Origin of the sequence: Mesorhizobium delmotii, assembly GCF_900149755.1 — a bacterium.
Taxonomy (GTDB): domain Bacteria; phylum Pseudomonadota; class Alphaproteobacteria; order Rhizobiales; family Rhizobiaceae; genus Mesorhizobium; species Mesorhizobium delmotii.
Genome location: NZ_FUIG01000092.1, coordinates 44,445 through 62,450, shown reverse-complemented (window position 1 = coordinate 62,450; position 18,006 = coordinate 44,445). Strand labels below are relative to the sequence as shown.

The 18,006-nt window shown below is 62.8% G+C and carries 18 protein-coding genes; 15 read left to right on the top strand and 3 right to left on the bottom strand.

The window, feature by feature from the left end; translation table 11 throughout:
- Position 1 precedes the first annotated feature (1 nt).
- The 11 genes from BQ8482_RS34740 to phnE (BQ8482_RS34690) all read left to right on the top strand — a co-directional run bounded on the left by BQ8482_RS34740 (position 2) and on the right by phnE (BQ8482_RS34690) (position 10,070).
- Entirely contained in the window at positions 2–1,114 is a 1,113-nt protein-coding gene (locus tag BQ8482_RS34740; protein WP_123151675.1) for a carbon-phosphorus lyase complex subunit, read from the top strand.
- Positions 1,111–2,004 (top strand): alpha-D-ribose 1-methylphosphonate 5-phosphate C-P-lyase PhnJ, encoded by an 894-nt coding sequence (locus BQ8482_RS34735; protein ID WP_123151674.1) that lies wholly within the window; start codon positions 1,111–1,113, stop codon positions 2,002–2,004. The genes BQ8482_RS34740 and BQ8482_RS34735 overlap by 4 nt, the downstream gene beginning before the upstream one ends.
- The gene (phnK, locus tag BQ8482_RS34730; RefSeq protein WP_123151673.1) at positions 2,001–2,777 is read left to right on the top strand and encodes a phosphonate C-P lyase system protein PhnK; all 777 of its coding nucleotides are present in this window, start codon (positions 2,001–2,003) and stop codon (positions 2,775–2,777) included. Before BQ8482_RS34735 ends, phnK begins: the two co-directional genes overlap by 4 nt.
- Before the next feature lie 2 nt (positions 2,778–2,779).
- Positions 2,780–3,487: a phosphonate C-P lyase system protein PhnL gene (gene phnL / locus BQ8482_RS34725; RefSeq protein WP_123151672.1), complete on the top strand. Its 708-nt coding sequence runs from the start codon at positions 2,780–2,782 to the stop codon at positions 3,485–3,487.
- A complete protein-coding gene (locus BQ8482_RS34720) occupies positions 3,484–4,101 on the top strand; it encodes a DapH/DapD/GlmU-related protein (protein WP_123151671.1) in 618 nt (205 codons plus the stop codon). Before phnL ends, BQ8482_RS34720 begins: the two co-directional genes overlap by 4 nt.
- Before the next feature lie 162 nt (positions 4,102–4,263).
- Positions 4,264–4,620 carry a hypothetical protein gene (locus tag BQ8482_RS34715; RefSeq protein WP_123151670.1) on the top strand — a complete coding sequence of 119 codons (357 nt, stop codon included), beginning with the start codon at positions 4,264–4,266 and terminating at the stop codon, positions 4,618–4,620.
- 144 nt (positions 4,621–4,764) lie between these two features.
- Positions 4,765–5,442: a DUF1868 domain-containing protein gene (locus BQ8482_RS34710; RefSeq protein ID WP_425294164.1), complete on the top strand. Its 678-nt coding sequence runs from the start codon at positions 4,765–4,767 to the stop codon at positions 5,440–5,442.
- 93 nt (positions 5,443–5,535) lie between these two features.
- Positions 5,536–6,393 carry a phosphonate ABC transporter ATP-binding protein gene (phnC, locus tag BQ8482_RS34705; protein WP_123151669.1) on the top strand — a complete coding sequence of 286 codons (858 nt, stop codon included), beginning with the start codon at positions 5,536–5,538 and terminating at the stop codon, positions 6,391–6,393.
- A 162-nt stretch (positions 6,394–6,555) separates the two neighbouring features.
- Positions 6,556–7,464, top strand: a complete 909-nt coding sequence (gene phnD, locus BQ8482_RS34700) for a phosphonate ABC transporter substrate-binding protein (RefSeq protein WP_123151668.1) — start codon at positions 6,556–6,558, stop codon at positions 7,462–7,464.
- Positions 7,465–7,540: 76 nt separating this feature from the next.
- Positions 7,541–8,515, top strand: coding sequence for a phosphonate ABC transporter, permease protein PhnE (gene phnE / locus BQ8482_RS34695; RefSeq protein WP_123151667.1), 975 nt, complete (start codon positions 7,541–7,543; stop codon positions 8,513–8,515).
- A 4-nt stretch (positions 8,516–8,519) separates the two neighbouring features.
- Positions 8,520–10,070 carry a phosphonate ABC transporter, permease protein PhnE gene (gene phnE, locus BQ8482_RS34690; protein WP_123151666.1) on the top strand — a complete coding sequence of 517 codons (1,551 nt, stop codon included), beginning with the start codon at positions 8,520–8,522 and terminating at the stop codon, positions 10,068–10,070.
- 15 nt (positions 10,071–10,085) lie between these two features.
- On the opposite strand, the gene BQ8482_RS34685 is transcribed toward phnE (BQ8482_RS34690), so the two are convergent.
- The 3 genes from BQ8482_RS34685 to BQ8482_RS34675 all read right to left on the bottom strand — a co-directional run bounded on the left by BQ8482_RS34685 (position 10,086) and on the right by BQ8482_RS34675 (position 13,569).
- On the bottom strand, positions 10,086–10,940 hold the full coding sequence (locus BQ8482_RS34685) for a sugar phosphate isomerase/epimerase family protein (RefSeq protein ID WP_123151665.1): 855 nt from the start codon (positions 10,938–10,940) through the stop codon (positions 10,086–10,088).
- 228 nt (positions 10,941–11,168) lie between these two features.
- Positions 11,169–12,356, bottom strand: a complete 1,188-nt coding sequence (locus BQ8482_RS34680) for a Gfo/Idh/MocA family protein (protein WP_123151664.1) — start codon at positions 12,354–12,356, stop codon at positions 11,169–11,171.
- A 157-nt stretch (positions 12,357–12,513) separates the two neighbouring features.
- Positions 12,514–13,569 (bottom strand): sugar phosphate isomerase/epimerase family protein, encoded by a 1,056-nt coding sequence (locus BQ8482_RS34675; RefSeq protein WP_123151778.1) that lies wholly within the window; start codon positions 13,567–13,569, stop codon positions 12,514–12,516.
- A gap of 392 nt (positions 13,570–13,961) precedes the next feature.
- On the opposite strand from BQ8482_RS34675, the gene BQ8482_RS34670 reads away from it, so the two are divergent.
- The 4 genes from BQ8482_RS34670 (at position 13,962) to BQ8482_RS34655 (ending at position 17,787) form a co-directional block, all read left to right on the top strand.
- A complete protein-coding gene (locus tag BQ8482_RS34670) occupies positions 13,962–14,849 on the top strand; it encodes a sugar phosphate isomerase/epimerase family protein (protein ID WP_123151777.1) in 888 nt (295 codons plus the stop codon).
- 67 nt (positions 14,850–14,916) lie between these two features.
- The gene (locus BQ8482_RS34665) at positions 14,917–16,086 is read left to right on the top strand and encodes a mandelate racemase/muconate lactonizing enzyme family protein (RefSeq protein WP_123151776.1); all 1,170 of its coding nucleotides are present in this window, start codon (positions 14,917–14,919) and stop codon (positions 16,084–16,086) included.
- 2 nt (positions 16,087–16,088) lie between these two features.
- Positions 16,089–16,805 (top strand): FadR/GntR family transcriptional regulator, encoded by a 717-nt coding sequence (locus BQ8482_RS34660; RefSeq protein ID WP_123151663.1) that lies wholly within the window; start codon positions 16,089–16,091, stop codon positions 16,803–16,805.
- A 1-nt stretch (position 16,806) separates the two neighbouring features.
- Positions 16,807–17,787 carry an NAD(P)-dependent oxidoreductase gene (locus tag BQ8482_RS34655; protein WP_123151662.1) on the top strand — a complete coding sequence of 327 codons (981 nt, stop codon included), beginning with the start codon at positions 16,807–16,809 and terminating at the stop codon, positions 17,785–17,787.
- The last annotated feature ends 219 nt before the right edge of the window (positions 17,788–18,006 follow it).

The window sequence follows — 18,006 nt, the reverse complement described above, 5'->3', positions numbered from 1 at the left end:
TATGTATGTCGCAGTAAAAGGCGGTGAAGCGGCCATTGCCAACGCCCACGCCCTGCTCGCCGACCGCCGCCGCGGCGACCGTTCCGTGCCGGCGCTTCGCCTCGACCAGATCGTCGAGCAGTTGGCGCTCGGCGTCGACCGGGTGATGAGCGAAGGTTCGCTCTACGACCGCGAATTGGCGGCGCTGGCCATCGTTCAGGCGCGCGGCGACATGATCGAAGCGATCTTCCTGGTTCGCGCCTATCGCACCACGCTGCCACGCTTCGGCTACACCAGGGCGATCGACACCGGCGCGATGCTGGTCGAGCGGCGCGTGTCGGCGACCTACAAGGATCTTCCCGGCGGCCAGCTTCTCGGCCCGACCTTCGACTACACCCATCGGTTGCTCGATCCCGAGCTTGCCGCGGGCGGCGATGTCGCCGAGCCGCTGCAGCGCGCCAGCGAGGCGGAAGCCATGCCGCGCGTCTCCGCCATCCTCGCCCGCGAAGGCCTGATCGAGCCTGATGGCGACATGCCGCAGGACCATATCCCGGGTGACATCACCCGCGAGCCGCTGGAATTCCCGATGGCGCGCGACATCCGCCTGCAGGCGCTGTCACGCGGCGATGAGGGTTTTCTCCTCGCACTCGGCTACTCCACCCAGCGCGGCTATGCCCGCAACCATCCCTTCGTCGGCGAGGTTCGCATCGGCGAGGTCGAGCTGGAACTCGACGTGCCGGAGCTGCCATTCGCCGTACCGCTCGGCTCCGTGCGTGTCACCGAGTGCCAGATGGTCAACCAGTTCAAGGGCTCGGCCAAGGCGCCGCCGCAATTCACCCGCGGCTACGGCCTCGTCTTCGGCCAGAGCGAGCGCAAGGCGATGGCCATGGCGCTCTGCGACCGCGCTCTTCGTGCAACCGAATTCGGCGAAGACGTCGTCGCCGCTGCCCAGGACGAGGAGTTCGTCATCTCGCATTCCGACAATGTCCAGGCGACCGGCTTCGTCGAGCACCTCAAGCTGCCGCACTATGTCGACTTCCAGGCCGAGCTCGACCTGGTGCGCCGCATGCGCGCCGAGCACGATGCCCGCGAAAGCGCCGGCAAAGTCGAAGAAAAAAGGGAGGCCGCGGAATGACCGCACAACCGACCGACATCGCCACCTACAACTTCGCCTATCTCGACGAGCAGACCAAGCGGATGATCCGCCGGGCGATCCTCAAGGGCATCGCCATTCCCGGCTATCAGGTGCCGTTCGCCTCACGTGAAATGCCGATGCCTTATGGCTGGGGCACCGGCGGGGTCCAGGTCACCGCTTCGATTATCGGCCCCGACGATGTGCTCAAGGTCATCGACCAGGGCGCCGACGACACCACCAATGCCGTCTCGATCCGCGCCTTCTTCAAGAAGGTCGCCAATGTCGCCGTGACCACCGAGACGGCCAAGGCGACCATTATCCAGACCCGCCACCGCATCCCCGAGCACCCGCTGACCGCAGGCCAGGTGCTGGTCTATCAGGTGCCGATTCCCGAGCCGCTGCGCTTCCTCGAGCCGCGCGAGACAGAAACGCGCAAAATGCATGCGCTGGAGGAATACGGTCTCATGCATGTAAAACTCTACGAAGATATCGCCAGGCACGGCCGCATCGCCACCACCTACGCCTATCCGGTCAAGGTCGAGGGCCGCTATGTGATGGATCCCTCGCCGACGCCGAAGTTCGACAATCCGAAGATGCACCGTTCGCCGGCTCTGCAACTGTTCGGCGCCGGCCGCGAGAAGCGCATCTATGCGCTGCCGCCTTTCACCGATGTGGTCAGCCTCGACTTCGAGGACCATCCGTTCGAGGTGCAGACATTCGACCAGCCCTGCGCGCTGTGCGCGGCCGAGAACGTCTATCTCGACGAGGTCATCCTCGACGACCATGGCGGCCACATGTTCGTCTGCTCCGATACCGACCATTGCGAGAAGCGGCGCAAACAAGGCCATCGCGGCCACCTTGCGCCTGAAACGATGGAGCCGGCGCAATGACCGAGGAACCGTTGCTGCGCGTTTCCGCGCTGTCCAAGTTCTACGGCTCGCGCGTCGGTTGCGAGAACGTCACCTTTGACCTGTGGCCAGGCGAGGTGCTGGCGGTGGTCGGCGAATCCGGTTCCGGCAAGACGACGCTGCTCAACTGCCTGTCGACCAGATTGCTGCCGAGCTCCGGCACCGCCAGCTACCGCATGCGCGACGGCCAGTTCCGCGAGCTCTACCGCATGAGCGAGGCCGAGCGCCGCTTCCTGATGCGCACCGACTGGGGTTTTGTCCACCAGAACCCGGCCGACGGGCTGCGTATGACGGTTTCAGCCGGGGCCAATGTCGGCGAGCGGCTGATGGCGGTCGGCGACCGCCACTATGGGAAAATCCGAGCTACCGCCGTCGACTGGCTGTCGCGCGTCGAGATCGACGAGGACCGTATCGACGACGAACCGCGCGCCTTTTCCGGCGGCATGCGCCAGCGCCTGCAGATCGCCCGCAACCTCGTCACCGGGCCGCGGCTGGTGTTCATGGACGAGCCGACCGGCGGTCTCGACGTTTCCGTGCAGGCGCGCCTGCTCGACCTGTTGCGCGGCCTGGTCACCGATCTCGGCCTGGCGGCGATCGTCGTCACCCACGACCTTGCGGTGGCGCGTCTGCTGTCGCAACGCATGATGGTGATGAAGGACGGCCGCGTCGTCGAAAGCGGCCTCACCGACCGCGTGCTCGACGACCCGCGCGCGCCCTACACCCAGCTTCTCGTTTCCTCGATACTTCAGGTGTAACCATGGCAACCCCGCTCGTCGTCTCCGATGTCGCCAAGAGCTTCACCATGCATCTGCGCGACGGCATCAAGCTGCCTGTCGTCACCGGCGTGTCGTTCTCCATCAGGAGCGGCGAATGTGCCGTGCTCGGCGGCCCGTCCGGTGCCGGCAAGAGCTCGATCCTGAAGATGCTCTACGGCAACTACGCCGTCGACGTAGGCCAGATCATCGTCCAGCACGAGGACGGGCTCATCGATCTCGCGACGGCCAGCCCGCGCACCGTGCTTGCCGTGCGCCGGCTCACGATCGGCTATGTCAGCCAGTTCCTGCGCACCGTGCCGCGCGTCTCCGCCCTCGACGTCGTTTCCGAACCGCTGGTCGAGCGCGGAGAGGACCGTGAGGTCGCGCGCGGCAAGGCGCGCGCCTTGCTGGCGCAACTCAACCTGCCGGAAAAGCTCTGGATGCTGCCGCCGGCGACGTTTTCCGGCGGCGAACAACAGCGCGTCAACATCGCGCGCGGCTTCATCACCGAGCACCCGATCCTGCTGCTCGACGAGCCGACCGCGTCGCTCGACGCCAGGAACCGCGACGTGGTGATTGCGCTGATCGCGGCCAAGAAGGCGGCGGGCGTCGCGCTGCTTGGCATTTTCCACGACCACGACGTGCGCGAGGCGGTGGCCGACCGCGTTATCGACGTGACCGTTTTTGCCGCCGGAAAAATCGCCGCATGACCAGAAAACTGTCGGAAACGCCGCTGGTCCACGAGACGGCGGAAGTCGAGAACTCGACGCTCGGCCGCTGGACCGAGATCGCCGAACGCTGCCGCCTTTCGGAAAGTACGCTCGGCGACTATTCCTACATGATGCAGGACTGCGGCGTCTGGTGCGCGACGATCGGCAAATTCGCCAACATCGCCGCCAGCGTGCGCATCAACGCCACCAACCATCCGACCTGGCGGCCAACGCTGCACCATTTCACCTATCGCGCCTCTGACTATTGGGACGACGCCGAGCACGAGAGCGAATTTTTCGCCCAGCGCCGCGCCAGGCGCGTCACCATCGGCCACGACACCTGGCTTGGCCACGGCTCGACCATCCTGCCCGGCGTCAGCGTCGGCGATGGCGCAGCGGTCGGCGCCGGCGCCGTGGTGTCGAAAGACGTCGCGCCCTACACCATTGTCGGCGGCGTGCCGGCCAAACCGATCCGCGAACGCTTCGACCGCCGCACGGTGGAACGCTATCAGGCACTCGCCTGGTGGGATTGGGACCATGCCTGCCTGCGCGCCGCACTCGACGATTTCCGCGCGCTTGCGGCGGAAGCGTTTCTGGAAAAATATGGCGGCTAACGTCCCTTGCTCAACGCTGTCGCCTTTTAATTGACGATTGCCGGGCAAAAAGTCGTAAGAAAAAACGTAAGGATTGGCATGCTCAGACGATGGGTAGGATCTTGCCTGGTTGCGCTGGTGACTCTCTTGCCTCAACAAGCGCCTGCCAACCAGGTGCCGAAGATGGATCCTCGCGGCGCGGTCCTTTGCATCTGGATGATCTATGCATCAATCCACGCGATCGGTGAAAACTGCGCTCCGAAGCAAGATCGTGATTTTCTCGACTTCCTTCAGTCAGGGATCGACCGCATGAACGCCTTCATCATCAGGAACTCGGACACCACGCAAGCTGCGCTGGACGAACGGCAGAACCAGATCCGTGCGCGCCAAGCTCAACGCGGCACCGCCTCTTGTGAGCTGGAGGGCGAGAGCATGGCACTCTACAATTCGCTCAAGTCTGTCGATCCCAGCCAGAGCACCGCCAACATGGACAAGTTGCTCGAAGTCGATCGCGAGCCCTTGTTAAACCCCTGTCTTTGAAGGTTCCTTTCTCGCCCTGCGGGCAGTTTTCATATGCCTGACACATGACTCGGACAGGAGGCGGTCTTCCCTGGAGATCGCCATGCTTCACTCCGTGAAACCGTCGCTAGCCGGATTTTTGCCGGCTCTAACCCGAACCCTCCCGTGCATCTCCGCACGCGCTACGACAGTGCTGGCAATTTCCTCATCGAGCCCGGCAACACTGTCGTCTGCCATCTCGCCAGTGGCTCACCGTCCGAAGCGGTGGTCATCGAAGTGCGTGAGCGGATGCGCGCTATGCCCGATCCCGACCGGCTGGCCTTCACCCCGATCTCCAGCCTGCACATGACGCTGTTCCAGGGCATCATCGAACATCGCCGCCGGCTTCCCTTCTGGCCGCAGTACATGCCTCTCGACACCAGCATCGAAGACATGACCCGGCTCTATCTGGAGCGTCTGAAGGGCTTCGAAGGCCATGGTGCGTTCAAAGTCAGGGTCGTCGATGTCGTGCCGACCGGCCGGACCGTCGCCGGCGCGTCGGACGAGGATGAGCGCGTCATGCGCGCCTGGCGCGATGCTCTGTCGGTGCCGTTCGGATACCGGCATTCCGACCACGACAGCTACACATTCCACATAACCTTCGCCTATCAGATCCGCCATCTCGACGACGAAAGTGCATCGCAATGGCAGGACGTGTTCGATGATTGCCTTTCGCTGCTCGCCCGTCAGGCTCCGGTGATCGAGTTGCGGGCTCCGGCATTCTGCCGTTTCAAGGACATGAAGCATTTCGAGGAGCTCTGGTCCTGGGTTGACGGCGCGTCGCCTATGGCCTGTGGGCGGTAACAAAACTGACATCAATCCGACACCGCAGTTTCATGCGGCTGCGCTAGCGAAGGTTAACGGACCTTCGAAACGCGACTGGACTGGAACTTGCCTATGTCAGCAACCTCAGCCACGCTCGAGATCCGCGGTGTCACCCGCCGGTTTGGCAGGAACACCGCCGTCAGCAATGTCGACATCTTGATCCCGCAGGGTCAGATGGTCGGCATCATCGGCCGCTCGGGCGCCGGCAAGTCGACGCTTTTGCGGATGATCAACCGCCTCATCGATCCGAGCCAGGGCTCGATTTTCTTTGACGGCGCCGAAGTCTCCAGCCTGCGCGGCTCGCTGCTCAGGCGCTGGCAGCGCGATTGCGCCATGATCTTCCAGCAATTCAACCTGGTGCCGCGTCTCGACGTGCTGACCAATGTGCTGCTCGGCCGGCTCAATCACCGCTCGACCCTTGTCAATCTGCTCGGTGTCTTCTCCCGCGAGGAACGGGCCGAGGCGATCGCGGCGCTCGAGCGTCTCGACATCGCCCGCACGGCGCTGCAACCGGCCGGCACGTTGTCCGGCGGCCAGCAGCAGCGCGTTGCGATTGCCCGTGCCATGATGCAGCAGCCGAAAGTCATCCTTGCCGACGAGCCGATCGCCTCGCTCGACCCGCTCAACGCCAAGGTGGTGATGGATTCGCTGCAAGACATCAATCTGCGCGAGGGCCTCACCGTCGTCACCAATCTCCACACGCTGGATACCGCGCGCACCTATTGCAACCGCATCATCGGCATGGCCGCCGGCAAGGTGGTGTTCGACGGCCCGCCCGAAGAGCTCAACCGCGAGGCCGTGCGCATGGTCTATGGCGCCGACAGCAATGGCGGTGAAATCTCCGAGGCCATTACCTCGACCAGCGTTGCCATCAAGAAAAAAATCGCCGCATCCGCCGGGCCGCTCGAGCCGGCATTTCCCGGCTATTAGCTCCAAGATCCCGGCGAGTGGATATCTGTATACGAGTATACGAAAGCAGACGACGAAAGAGCGCCTGGACCGCCAGTCCGCATCAAGGCCGGGCGTAAAAAAGGCGCTATCAAAATTCGAACGCTTCCGGCGCGACGCCGGAACCAACAGGAGAGACGCGAAATGTTTAGAAAAATAGTTTTCGGTGCCGTTTCCATCCTCGCCATGGCGATGGGCGCGGTCCAGGCACAGGACCTGAAGGAATTCCGCGTCGGCATTCTGGGCGGCGAGAACGAAGCCGACCGCCTGCGCAACTACCAGTGCTTCGCCGACCACATCAAGGAAGTCCTCGGCGTGGAAAAAGTTTCGCTGTTCCCGGCCGCTGACTATGACGGCGTCATCCAGGGCCTGCTCGGCGGCACGCTCGACTTTGCCGAGCTCGGCGCTTCCGCCTACGCCAAGGTCTATCTCGAAAACAAGGACGCGGTTCAACCGATCCTGACGACGATCCAGACCGACGGCTCGACCGGCTACCGTGCGGTCATGGTCGCGCGCGCCGATTCCGGCATCAAGACGCTCGCCGACATGAAGGGCAAGAAACTCGGTTTCGCCGATCCCGATTCGACTTCTGGTTACCTGATCCCGGTCACGTCACTGCCCAAGGACATCGGCATGGATGTGAAGAGCTACTTCGCGTCGACCGGTTTCGGCGGCGGCCATGAACAGCTTGTCCTTGAAGTCCTGAAGGGCACGTTCGATGCCGGCACCACCTGGGCTTCGGGCGTCGGCGACTTCAACGACGGCTACAGCTCGGGCAATCTGCGCAAGATGGTCGACAAGGGTGTCCTCAAGATGGACGACCTCGTCGAATTGTGGCAGTCGCCGCTGATCCCGAACGGCCCGCTGGTATTGCGTACGTCAATCGACGCCGGCGCCAAGCAGAAGATCACCGATTTCCTGACCAAGCTTCCGGAAACCGATCCGGCCTGTTTCTCGGCGATACAAGGCGGCGACTACAAGGGCTATTCGCCGGTCACCCCGGAATTCTACCAGCCGATCATCGACGCCCGTAAGGCGAAGATCGGCTCGTAAAGCAAACTGCCACAACGCCGCCGGGGCCATGTGCCGCCGGCGGCGTTGCCGCATCAGGGGCCGAGAAAAAATAACGATGAGTGCGACCGACGTCTGCCGCGCGCCCGCGCTTTCACCGGAGGGAGCTACTGTCGAGCGGCACTGGCGCGACCTTGCCGCCCGCCGGCGCCTTTACACGATCGGCGGCCTGGTTTTCCTGTTTTTTGCACTGTCTGGCTCGCTCTGGTTCGCCAACGAAACAAATGCTGGGAAGTTCTTCCACCGCCTTCCCTACGTCGCCGACTTTTTCGCGGAGTTGAAGCCGCGCGACTGGTTCGACCCGGCGCGCGCGCTGTTCGACCTGCCGTCCCCTTATGACGATGGCAGCCTCAAGTTCGACTACCCCGAAGGCCGGGTCTACCTGACCCAAAGCATCTACATTCCGGAATATTTCCACCGGATGATCGAGACGCTGAACATCGCCCTGTTTTCGACGCTCGTAGGCTCTACATTCGGTTTCCTGCTCTGCTTCCTCGCTGCGAGCAATATCACGGCCAACCGCTGGCTCCGTTTCGCCACGCGTCGCTTCCTTGAAATCGTCCGCGCCTTTCCGGAAATTGTTATTGCCGGCTTCTTTCTCGCGATTTTCTCGCTTGGACCCATTCCGGCGATCCTCGCTGTCAGCATCCACACCGTCGGCGCGCTCGGAAAAATGTTCTTCGAAGTGGTCGAGAACGCCGACATGAAGCCTGAAGAAGGCTTGCGCGCCGTGGGCGCCAATTGGGTCGAACGGGTGTGGTTCGGCATCGTGCCCCAGGTCCTGCCCAACTTCATGAGCTATTTCCTGCTCCGCTTCGAGATCAATGTGCGCGCTTCGACCATTCTTGGCGCCGTTGGCGCCGGCGGCATCGGCGAATCCCTGCGTCTTTCGATCGGCCGGGGCCATGAGGCCAAGACCATCGCCATCGTCTTCCTGCTGTTCTGCACGATCGTCGCCGTCGACCAGCTTTCGGCATGGCTAAGACATCGACTTGTCGGCCGGCAGGCGTTCGCATACGGGCGCGGAGAGTAAGAGAATGAATGCCGATGCCATCAACGACATCGCCGCTCGCCACCCGGACGCGTTCCGGCGCTCGCTGTGGAAGCGCTACGCCGTCCCGATCGGCATCCTTCTCTGCATTCTCTACACCTTCTACTGCGCGTGGTTCTTCTCGGTCGGCGCCGTCCTCGAAAAGGCGAACTGGAACCTTGCCGGCGCGTATCTCGGCGACTGGGTGTCCTACGAAATCCGGCCGGACATCGAATTCAAGGACAATCATCTGACAATCGACTACTCCCGCTTCTCCAAGCTGGGATCCAATCCAAATCCCGACTGGGTGGCCAAGCAGATGGCCGTCATCGAGCGGCAGGTCGAGGCAGCGCCGGCACCGGCGATCGCGACCAACAAGTCGTCGCAGGATTCGTTCATGGCGCCTGGTGCGCCAACTGCCGAGAACCCGGCCGCCCCGTCGGGCCAATCCGCTCCTGCGATGCCTGAAACGGTGCGCGAAAACGCCGTCGTGGCGGCGACCGTCACCCTTGGCAATGGCCAGATCGCCGTCACGCCAAACCTGGTCACCGTGACGCGCGGCGCCGAAAGCGTCGTCTTCGACATCGCCAAGGGCAGTTCTGTGACACCGCGCACACCGCTGCCTGACTGGATCGAGCAACGCAGGCCAGGCTCGACAGCCTATGTCTCGTTTGGATATCTCGGCCGCGCTGAGGTGCAGAACGACGAGGTGGTCGCCTGGCGACGTTTCTTCGGCTGGGCCAATTTCGTGTTCGACACGAACTCGCCATTCTGGGGAAAGCCGTTCAGCGAGGTCGCTTCACTGATCGTCTCCGGGGTTCGCATCGACCGGTCGCGGTCAAACGCGGCGCTCGCCTGGGACAACATTTTGAACAACGCCGAGTGGCAGCACGGCGACGTCTGGCTGAAACTCTTACAGACCATCGTCATGGCTTTTGTCGGCACGGTGCTGGCCTCGATCGTCGCCTTTCCGCTCGCCTTCCTGGCTGCGCGCAACGTCACGCCGAGCCGGATAGCCAACCAGCTAACAAAGCGCTTTTTCGATTTCCAGCGCTCGGTCGACATGCTGATCTGGGCGCTGTTCTTCACGCGCGGCTTCGGTCCGGGGCCGCTGGCCGGCATGTCGGCGATCTTCTTCACCGACACCGGAACCCTGGGCAAACTCTATTCCGAGGCGCTGGAAAACATCGATGACAAGCAGCGTGAGGGCATCCGCTCGGTTGGCGCCACGCCGGCAATGGTGCAGCGCTACGGCGTGCTGCCCCAGGTTCTGCCGGTGTTCCTCAGCCAATCCCTCTATTTCTGGGAATCGAACACCCGGTCAGCGACGATCATCGGTGCTGTCGGCGCCGGCGGCATCGGCCTGAAATTGTGGGAGGCCATGCGCACCAACACCAACTGGGCCAATGTTTTCTACATGGTTCTGCTGATCCTGCTTGTCGTTTTCATCTTCGACAACATCTCCAGCTATCTCCGCCGCAAGCTGATGGGGACCGTCGCAAACAGCAACGATGAGCGGCGCGTTTCCGCCCGTCCGGCGGCAGCTCAGATCGCCTGAGAGGAAGGCTGCGTCCTAGGCTCCGGCCCTCTTCCAGCCGCTCTTGATGTGCTTGTAGCCGTCGCGGTAGACGGCTTCCGGGCTTTCCGAAAAATCGCGCCACACCTTGGTTGCCGCCGCCAAATCTTTCAGCGAGCGGCCGAAGGCCTCGATCGTCAGCCAGTCGTCATAGCCGCTCTTGCGGATGGCCGAAAACGTCTCTTTCCACGGAATGTGGCCGCGCCCCGGCACGCCGCGATCATTCTCCGAAATATGGATATGGACGACATTTTTGCGGTTGCGCGTATAGGCGCCGATCGCGTCGGTCTCTTCGATATTGGCGTGGAAAGTGTCGTACATCGCCTTGATGTGCGGCCGGTCGATCGCGTCGACATGCTCCGACAGATCGTCCATCGTGTTGAGCAGATAGCATTCGAAGCGGTTGAGCGCCTCCAGCCCGATGGTGACGTTCTTGTTGCCGGCATGATCGCCGATGGCGCGCTGTGAGCCGACCGAACGCTTTTTCTCCGCCGCTGTCGGCCCGCTGCCGGAAAAGGCGCCGAGCGTCGAATGCAGCGGGCCGCTCAGCGTTTTGGCGCCAAGCGCTTGTGTGCAGTCGATCGCCCATTTCATATAGTCGATGCCGGCCTTGCGCGTTGAGGCATCGGCCGAGATCAAATTCATCGCCGGATCGCCCATCGCCGAAACGGCGGTGCGTTCCAGCCCGATGCGGTCGAGCAGCGCGCCGAGCCTTTTGTAATCGTCCGGCGTGCCGGCAAAGATCGGTATCTCGACGCCATCGAAGCCGGTCGCCTTGATATCCCTGAGCAGCGGCTCGTGTTTCTTCGACACGGCCGTCGTCCACAAAAACATACACATGCCAATTTTCATCGACGCCTCCTCCCCATTTGACGGCCGGCTGGCTCCTCCGCCGACTTCGCCATAAGCCCCCTCATCCGGCCGCTTCGCGGCCACCTTCTCCCCGCTGGGGAGAAGAGGCAGACGGCAGCGCCGGCGATCTCCTCTCCCCTCGGGGAGAGGTCGGATTGCCCCGAATTGCCCTTGCAATTCGGTTGGCAATCCGGGTGAGGGGGCTCCCCCGTTAACCGGGCGCAGCGATTAAAGTTTCGTCCAGGCTCCATTCTTCTTCGACGACTTCACGCAGGCTTCGATGAAGGCCATGCCTTCGACACCGTCCTGGATAGTCGGGAAGATTACGTCCTTAGCCGGCTTTCCGCCTTTGCGGCGCGCTGCGCGGATGGCGCGCGCCGCCTCCTGGTAGATGTTGGCGAAGCCTTCGAGATAGCCTTCCGGATGGCCTGACGGAACCCGGCTGACGCGCCCGGCGACGGGCAGCGCGCCGGCGCCATTTCGGGTGATCAACTGCTTCGGCTGGCCGAACGGCGTGTACCAGAGATAGTTCGGGTCGGCCTGCACCCATTCAAGCCCGCCCTTCGAGCCGTAGATACGCAGCTTCAGCCCATTCTCGTGGCCGGGCGCCACCTGGCTCGCCCACAATATGCCCTTGGCCGGATGCGATTTGCCGACCGGCTTGAAGCGCAACATCACGTTGACATTGTCGTCGAGCTGTCGCCCCGGCACGAAGGCGTCGAGATCGGCGGAAAGCGAATCGAGCTCCAATCCACAGACGAAGCGCGCGAGATTGTAGGCGTGCGTGCCGATGTCGCCCAGCGCACCGCCGGCGCCGGCCTGCTTGGGATCGGAGCGCCAGGCCGCCTGCTTCTGGCCGGTGGCGGCGAGGTCTTCGGTCAGCCAGTCCTGCGGGTATTCCGACTGCACGATACGGATGTCGCCGAGTTGTCCCTTGGCCACCATCTCGCGCGCCTGCCGCACCATCGGATAGGCGGTGTAATTGTGGGTGAGGACAAAGACCTTGCCGGTCTTTTCGACCAATGCCGCCAGCTTCTTCGCTTCCGCCAACGTCGTCGCCAGCGGCTTGTCGCAGATGACGTGGATGCCAGCTTCGAGAAAAGCCTTCGCCGCCGGCACATGCACATTGTTGGGCGTGACGATGGCCACCGCTTCGATACCGTCCGGCCGCTTGGCCTCGGCCTTGGCCATCTCGGCGAACGAGCCGTAACTGCGCGCCGGATCGAGCCCGAGCTCCTCGGCCGATGCCTTGGCACGCGCCGGGTTGGATGACAGGGCACCGGCGACCAGCACGAACTCATTGTCCATGCGCGCCGCGATCCGGTGCACGGCACCGATGAAGGCGCCTTGCCCGCCGCCGACCATGCCGTAGCGGATCGGGCCGCCTCCCGTCTCCGACTTCGTTGCGCCGACCATGATTTTCTCCCTCGTGTCTGAAATACCCCTCCCCCTTGAGGGGAGGGTGGCCCGAAGGGCCGGGAGGGGTCGGTCGATGCCGAGCTCTACGCCCTGCGACCCCACCCCGATCCGCTGCGCGGATCGACCCTCCCCTCGAGGGGGAGGGAAAATCGCGCTAGATTCCCATCATGGCGCGCAGCACCTTTTTATCCGTCGCGCCGCCGGCAAAATCGTCGAATGCCTTTTCCGTCACCCTGATGATGTGGTGCTGAATGAAGGGAGCGCCTTCGGCCGCGCCATCCTCGGGGTGCTTCAGGCAGCATTCCCATTCCAGTACCGCCCATGAATCGTAGTCATATTGGGCGAGCTTGGAGAAGATGCCGCCGAAATCCACCTGACCGTCGCCGAGCGAGCGGAAACGCCCGGCCCGGTTCGTCCAACTCTGATAGCCGGAATAGACGCCTTGCCGGCCGGTCGGATTGAACTCGGCATCCTTGGCGTGGAACGCCTTGATCCGCTCGTGATAGATGTCGATGAATTCGAGATAGTCGAGCTGCTGCAACAGGAAATGCGACGGGTCGTAATTGATGTTGCAGCGCTTGTGGCCGCCCACGGCGTCGAGGAACATCTCGAAGGTCGCGCCGTCGAACACGTCCTCGCCCGGATGGATTTCGTAACCAAGGTCGACGCCATTGTCCTCATAGAGGTCGAGGATCGGCTTCCAGCGTTTTCCGAGCTCCGAAAATGCTTCCTCGATCAATCCCGCCGGCCGTTGCGGCCACGGATAAAGGTAAGGGAAGGCTAGCGCACCACAAAAGGACACCGATGCCTTGAGCCCGAGATTCTTCGAAGCTTTGGCAGCGAACTTCATCTGTTCGACCGCCCATTGCTGCCTGGCTTTAGGATTGTTGTGCACCGCAGGCGGCGCGAAGCCGTCGAACTGTGCGTCATAGGCTGGATGCACCGCCACCAACTGCCCCTGCAGATGCGTCGACAGCTCGGTGATCTCGACGCCAGCCTCGGTGCAGATGCCTTTCACTTCGTCGCAATAGGCCTGGGAAGACGCCGCTTTCTCGAGGTCGAACAGCCGGCTGTCCCAGGTCGGTATCTGCACGCCCTTGTAGCCCAGTCCGGCCGCCCATCTGGTGATCGACGGCAGTGAATTGAACGGTGCGGCATCGCCCGCGAACTGCGCCAGAAACAGCCCAGGACCCTTCATTGTCGACGGCATCGGCATCCTCCCTAATTTATCCACGACCAAGCATAGCGCCGATTGAAAGCAGGGCCAGCCTCTTTGGTCTTTTCTCGACTGGCGCTAGTGCGCGCCGCCATTCTGGTATTACCAAATACAACCGTTTGGTCAAGCGCCGCCGCTCGCAATCAGCGCCGCGAAAATTGCTGGGCAGCGGGGAAATATGTTAGTTTAATCAACGGAATAATCGTTGGCCGGGGCTGCCTTGCAGGATTTCTTGCCGTCCAGATGAAATTGCTGTAGACCTCTTTTCATGCCCAATTGGTCGAACCAGTTAACGAAAAATGCTGGACCGCCTTGGGGAGGAAACCTGCAACGCAATCTGGCGTCGCAGGCGAATTGTTAAAGGCGAATTCTGGGAAGGACAGACCATGCATCTTTCGACGCACAACTGGATGCGGGCGGAACCGTTGGAGACGACGCTCAAACGCATCAAGAAATTCGGCTATGAGTCGATCGAGATTTCCGGCGAGCCCGCGCAATACAAGATCAATGAGACACGTGCCCTCCTGAAGGAGCACGGCATCCGCTGCTGGGGGGCGGTGACGCTGATGCTGGGCGAGCGCAACCTCGCCGCCAAGGACCAGGGCCAGCGCGAGCGCTCGGTGCAGTACGTCAAGGACGTGCTGACGATGGTGAGCGAACTCGACGGCGAGATCATCACGCTGGTTCCCGCCACCGTCGGGAAGGTGGTGCCGGACGGCACCGAGGAAGAAGAATGGAAATGGGTGGTCGACGCCACCAGGGAATGCTTTACCCACGCCAGGAAGGTCGGCGTCAAGATCGCGGTAGAGCCGCTCAACCGCTTCGAGACCTATCTGTTCAACCGCGGCGCCCAGGCACTGGCGCTGGCCGATGCGGTCAGCCCCGAATGCGGTGTCTGCCTTGACGCCTATCACCTCCATATGGAGGAGTTTAACGTCTACGATGCCATCCGGCAGGTCGGAAAGCGCCTGTTCGATTTCCACGTCGCTGACAACAACCGCTTCGCCGCCGGTCTCGGACAGATCGACTGGCCGAAGATCGTTGGCACCCTGAAGGAAGTCGGCTACGACGGCGCGCTGACCAACGAGTTCGTCGCCCCTGTCGACCGCACGCCGGCTGCTCCCTATCCCGACATGGTCGAACGCAACCCGGTCGACATCTCGCCGGAGCAGCTCAAATTCATCCAGGACCACGGTTCCAGCGTGCTCACGGAAAAGTTCTACACCGACCAGATGCGCATCACCGCCGAAACGCTGCTGCCGCTGATCAAGTAGTCGATCTCTGGAAACGAGCCTTTCCGCCCGACGGCGGCCCCTAACGGCGGCAAGGCAGAGGATGAACATGCGCATCAAGACGGTCCAAGCCTGGTGGGTCCGCATACCGATCGAAGCGGCACGGCAGCACCGCAGCGACTTCGGTCAGGTGACGACGTTCGACGCCGCCATCTTGCGCATCGAGACTGACGATGGGTTGGTCGGCTGGGGCGAAGGCAAGAATGCCGCCGGCAGCACCGGCAGCTATGGCGCCCTCGTCCACATGCTGAACCATGAGGTCGGCCCGCAGCTGATCGGCTGCGATCCGGCCGACCTCGGGGTGATCTGGGAGATGCTTTACAATGGCGTGCGCCACGACAGCGCCGCGCAAAACGGCCACGCCATGCCGCAACTGGCGCGGCGCGGCATCAGCGTCGCCGCAATCAGCGCCGTCGACATCGCATTGTGGGATATTCTGGGCAAGTCGCTGGGGGTTCCGGTCTGGCGGCTGCTCGGCGGCCGCAAGCTCGATCGCATGCCGGCCTACGCTTCCGGTGGCTGGGCCCCCACCGAAGCGATCGGCGACCAGTTGAAATCCTATATCGCCAAGGGTGGCTTCAAGGCGCTGAAGATGCGGATCGGCGCGATGGACGGCACCCCGCACAATTCGGCCGCCCGCGTCCGCGCCGCAAGACAGGCGCTCGGCCCTGAACTCGATCTTATGGTCGATGCGCACGGCACCTATACGGTGGCGGAAGCCAAACGCTTCATCCATCTCGCCGGCGATCTCGATCTGGCCTGGTTCGAGGAGCCGGTCATCGCCGACGACAAGCCTGGGATGGCCGAAGTGCGGGCGTCCGGCTCCATCCCGATCGCCACCGGTGAGAGCGAGGCGACGCGCTATGCCTTCCGCGACCTCGCCACGCTCAAAGCGGCCGACATCTTCCAGCCGGATCCAGCCTTCTGCGGCGGCATCAGCGAGGCGATGAAGATCAGCACCATCGCCAGCGCCTTCAATCTGCGCTTCGCGCCGCATCTGTGGGCCGGCGCCCCTTGCTTCTTTGCCGGGCTGCATGTCTGCGCTGCTTCGCCGGCTAGCTTTACCGTCGAATATTCGCTTGGCGCCAACCCGATGATCCACGATCTGATCGAGGAGACTGTCGAAGCAAAGGACGGTATGATAGCGATCCCCGAGAAGCCCGGACTGGGATTCACCCTTTCGGAACGGTTCCTGGAGGCGCACGCGCTACGCGGCTGATCATGAAAGAAAAGAACCTTCTCGCGGAACTCGCCGCCTATCTGTTCTCCCACTCCGACAAGGCGACGGGCCGAACGCCGTCGGAGCGAGAACTGGCGGAGCATTTCGTCGTCAGCCGCGGCCAGATCCGCGAGGCGCTGGCTATCCTCGAAGCCATGCGCATCGTCGAGCGCCGGGCCAAGTCCGGCATCTACATCGACACCAAGCAGGCCAGCGTCGAGGCGATGGCGCTTTTTGCCAGGGCCGGCCTGCCGCTCGATCCGATCCAGATCTACGAGACGGTCGAGTTGCGCAAGATCCACGAGATCAAGGCCGCCGAGCTTGCCTGTTCGCGTGCCACCGAGGAAAATTTCGAGCGGCTGCGCGAAATCCTGAAGGCTTCGGAAGACCGCATTGCGGCGGGCGAGGGTCTCGCCAAGGAAGACCGCGAATTTCACCTTGAAATCGTGCGGGCGACCAAGAACAGCGTTTTTCACAACATATGCAGCGTCTACTACATGATGGGCGAACAACGCCTGCCGATCTATTTCAACGATCCCGAACGCAGCGTGCGCTCGCATGCCGAGCACATCCAGATCTACGAGGCGCTGCTGCGCCGCGACGGCAACCTCGCCCAGGCGCTCATGAGCGCCCATCTGCAAGGTGCGGAAAGCTACTGGAAAGGCCTGATCGAGGGTGGTGGGGCAGAACCTCACAGTCCAGCGCTCGAACAGGTCTGACATGCCTAAAATCTTGACGACACACACGCTTCACCCGCGCGCCTCCGCCATGCTGACTGGGGCCGGTGAACTCGTCGTCGCCTCCGCCCTCGATGCGGACACGCTGGCGACTGAGGCGAGGAATGCCGACATCATCATCGTTCGTGCGCCACTGCCATCAGCGCTTTTCGAAGGTGCGACGAAGCTCCGGGCCGCAATCCGCCATGGCGCCGGGCTCGACATGGTCCCGATGGAGGCGGCCACTGCAGCCGGCGTGCTGGTCGCAAACGTGCCGGCGGTCAATGCGCGGTCGGTCGCCGAATACGTGATGTTTGCAGCCCTGGCGCTGCTTCGGCGTTTCCGCGTAGTAGACCGCGACTTGCGGGCGAAGGGCTGGCTGGCCGGTCGCGACCACACCATTCTCGCCAGCGAGCTTGCCGGCAAGACGATCGGCATTATTGGCTTCGGCGCCATTGGACAGGCAGTCGGCCATATCGCGGCCCATGGTTTCGACCTGAACGTGGTGGCGACGACGCGCAGCATGAGGCCGGCGCTGGACAGCGTCGGCTTCCTGTCGATCGACGCACTGGTCGAGCAGAGCGACATCATCGTTCTGTGCTGCCCGCTGACACCGGAGACACGCGGCCTGATCAACCGCGAGCGCATCGGTCGAATGAAGCCCCATGCGCTGCTGATCAATATTTCGCGCGGGCCGGTGATCGACGACGACGCGCTGATCGAAGCGCTGCAAAAGGGCCGTATCGGTGGTGCCGCGCTCGATGTCTTTGCGACGCAGCCGCTGCCCTCAGATCATCCTTATTTCGGCTTCGACAATGTCATCATCACCCCGCACATGGCCGGCATCACCGAGCAATCGATGATGCGCATGGGCGTCGGGTCGGCTGATGAAACCTTGCTGGTACTGGCCAACAAATTGCCGGTCAATCTGCGCAATCCCGAAGTGGTCGAGCACTACCGGCGGCGGTTTCCGGCCGACGCGTAGCGCCACGGCCGTTTCGCCCCATTTCTTCAAGACGCTGGACCCATGCCCGTTCTTCGCCACACGCCGCTGCTTGCTACCATCTTTTCGATGTGCGTCCCGCCCTCGCTCGCTGCGGCCGAGAGCAGTTATGTCTATTGCGACAACGGCCTGCGGTGCGTGATGGCGCCCTGTCCGTCGAACAGCGCGCTCGATCTTGCCACGGGCAAGATCATCAAGGGC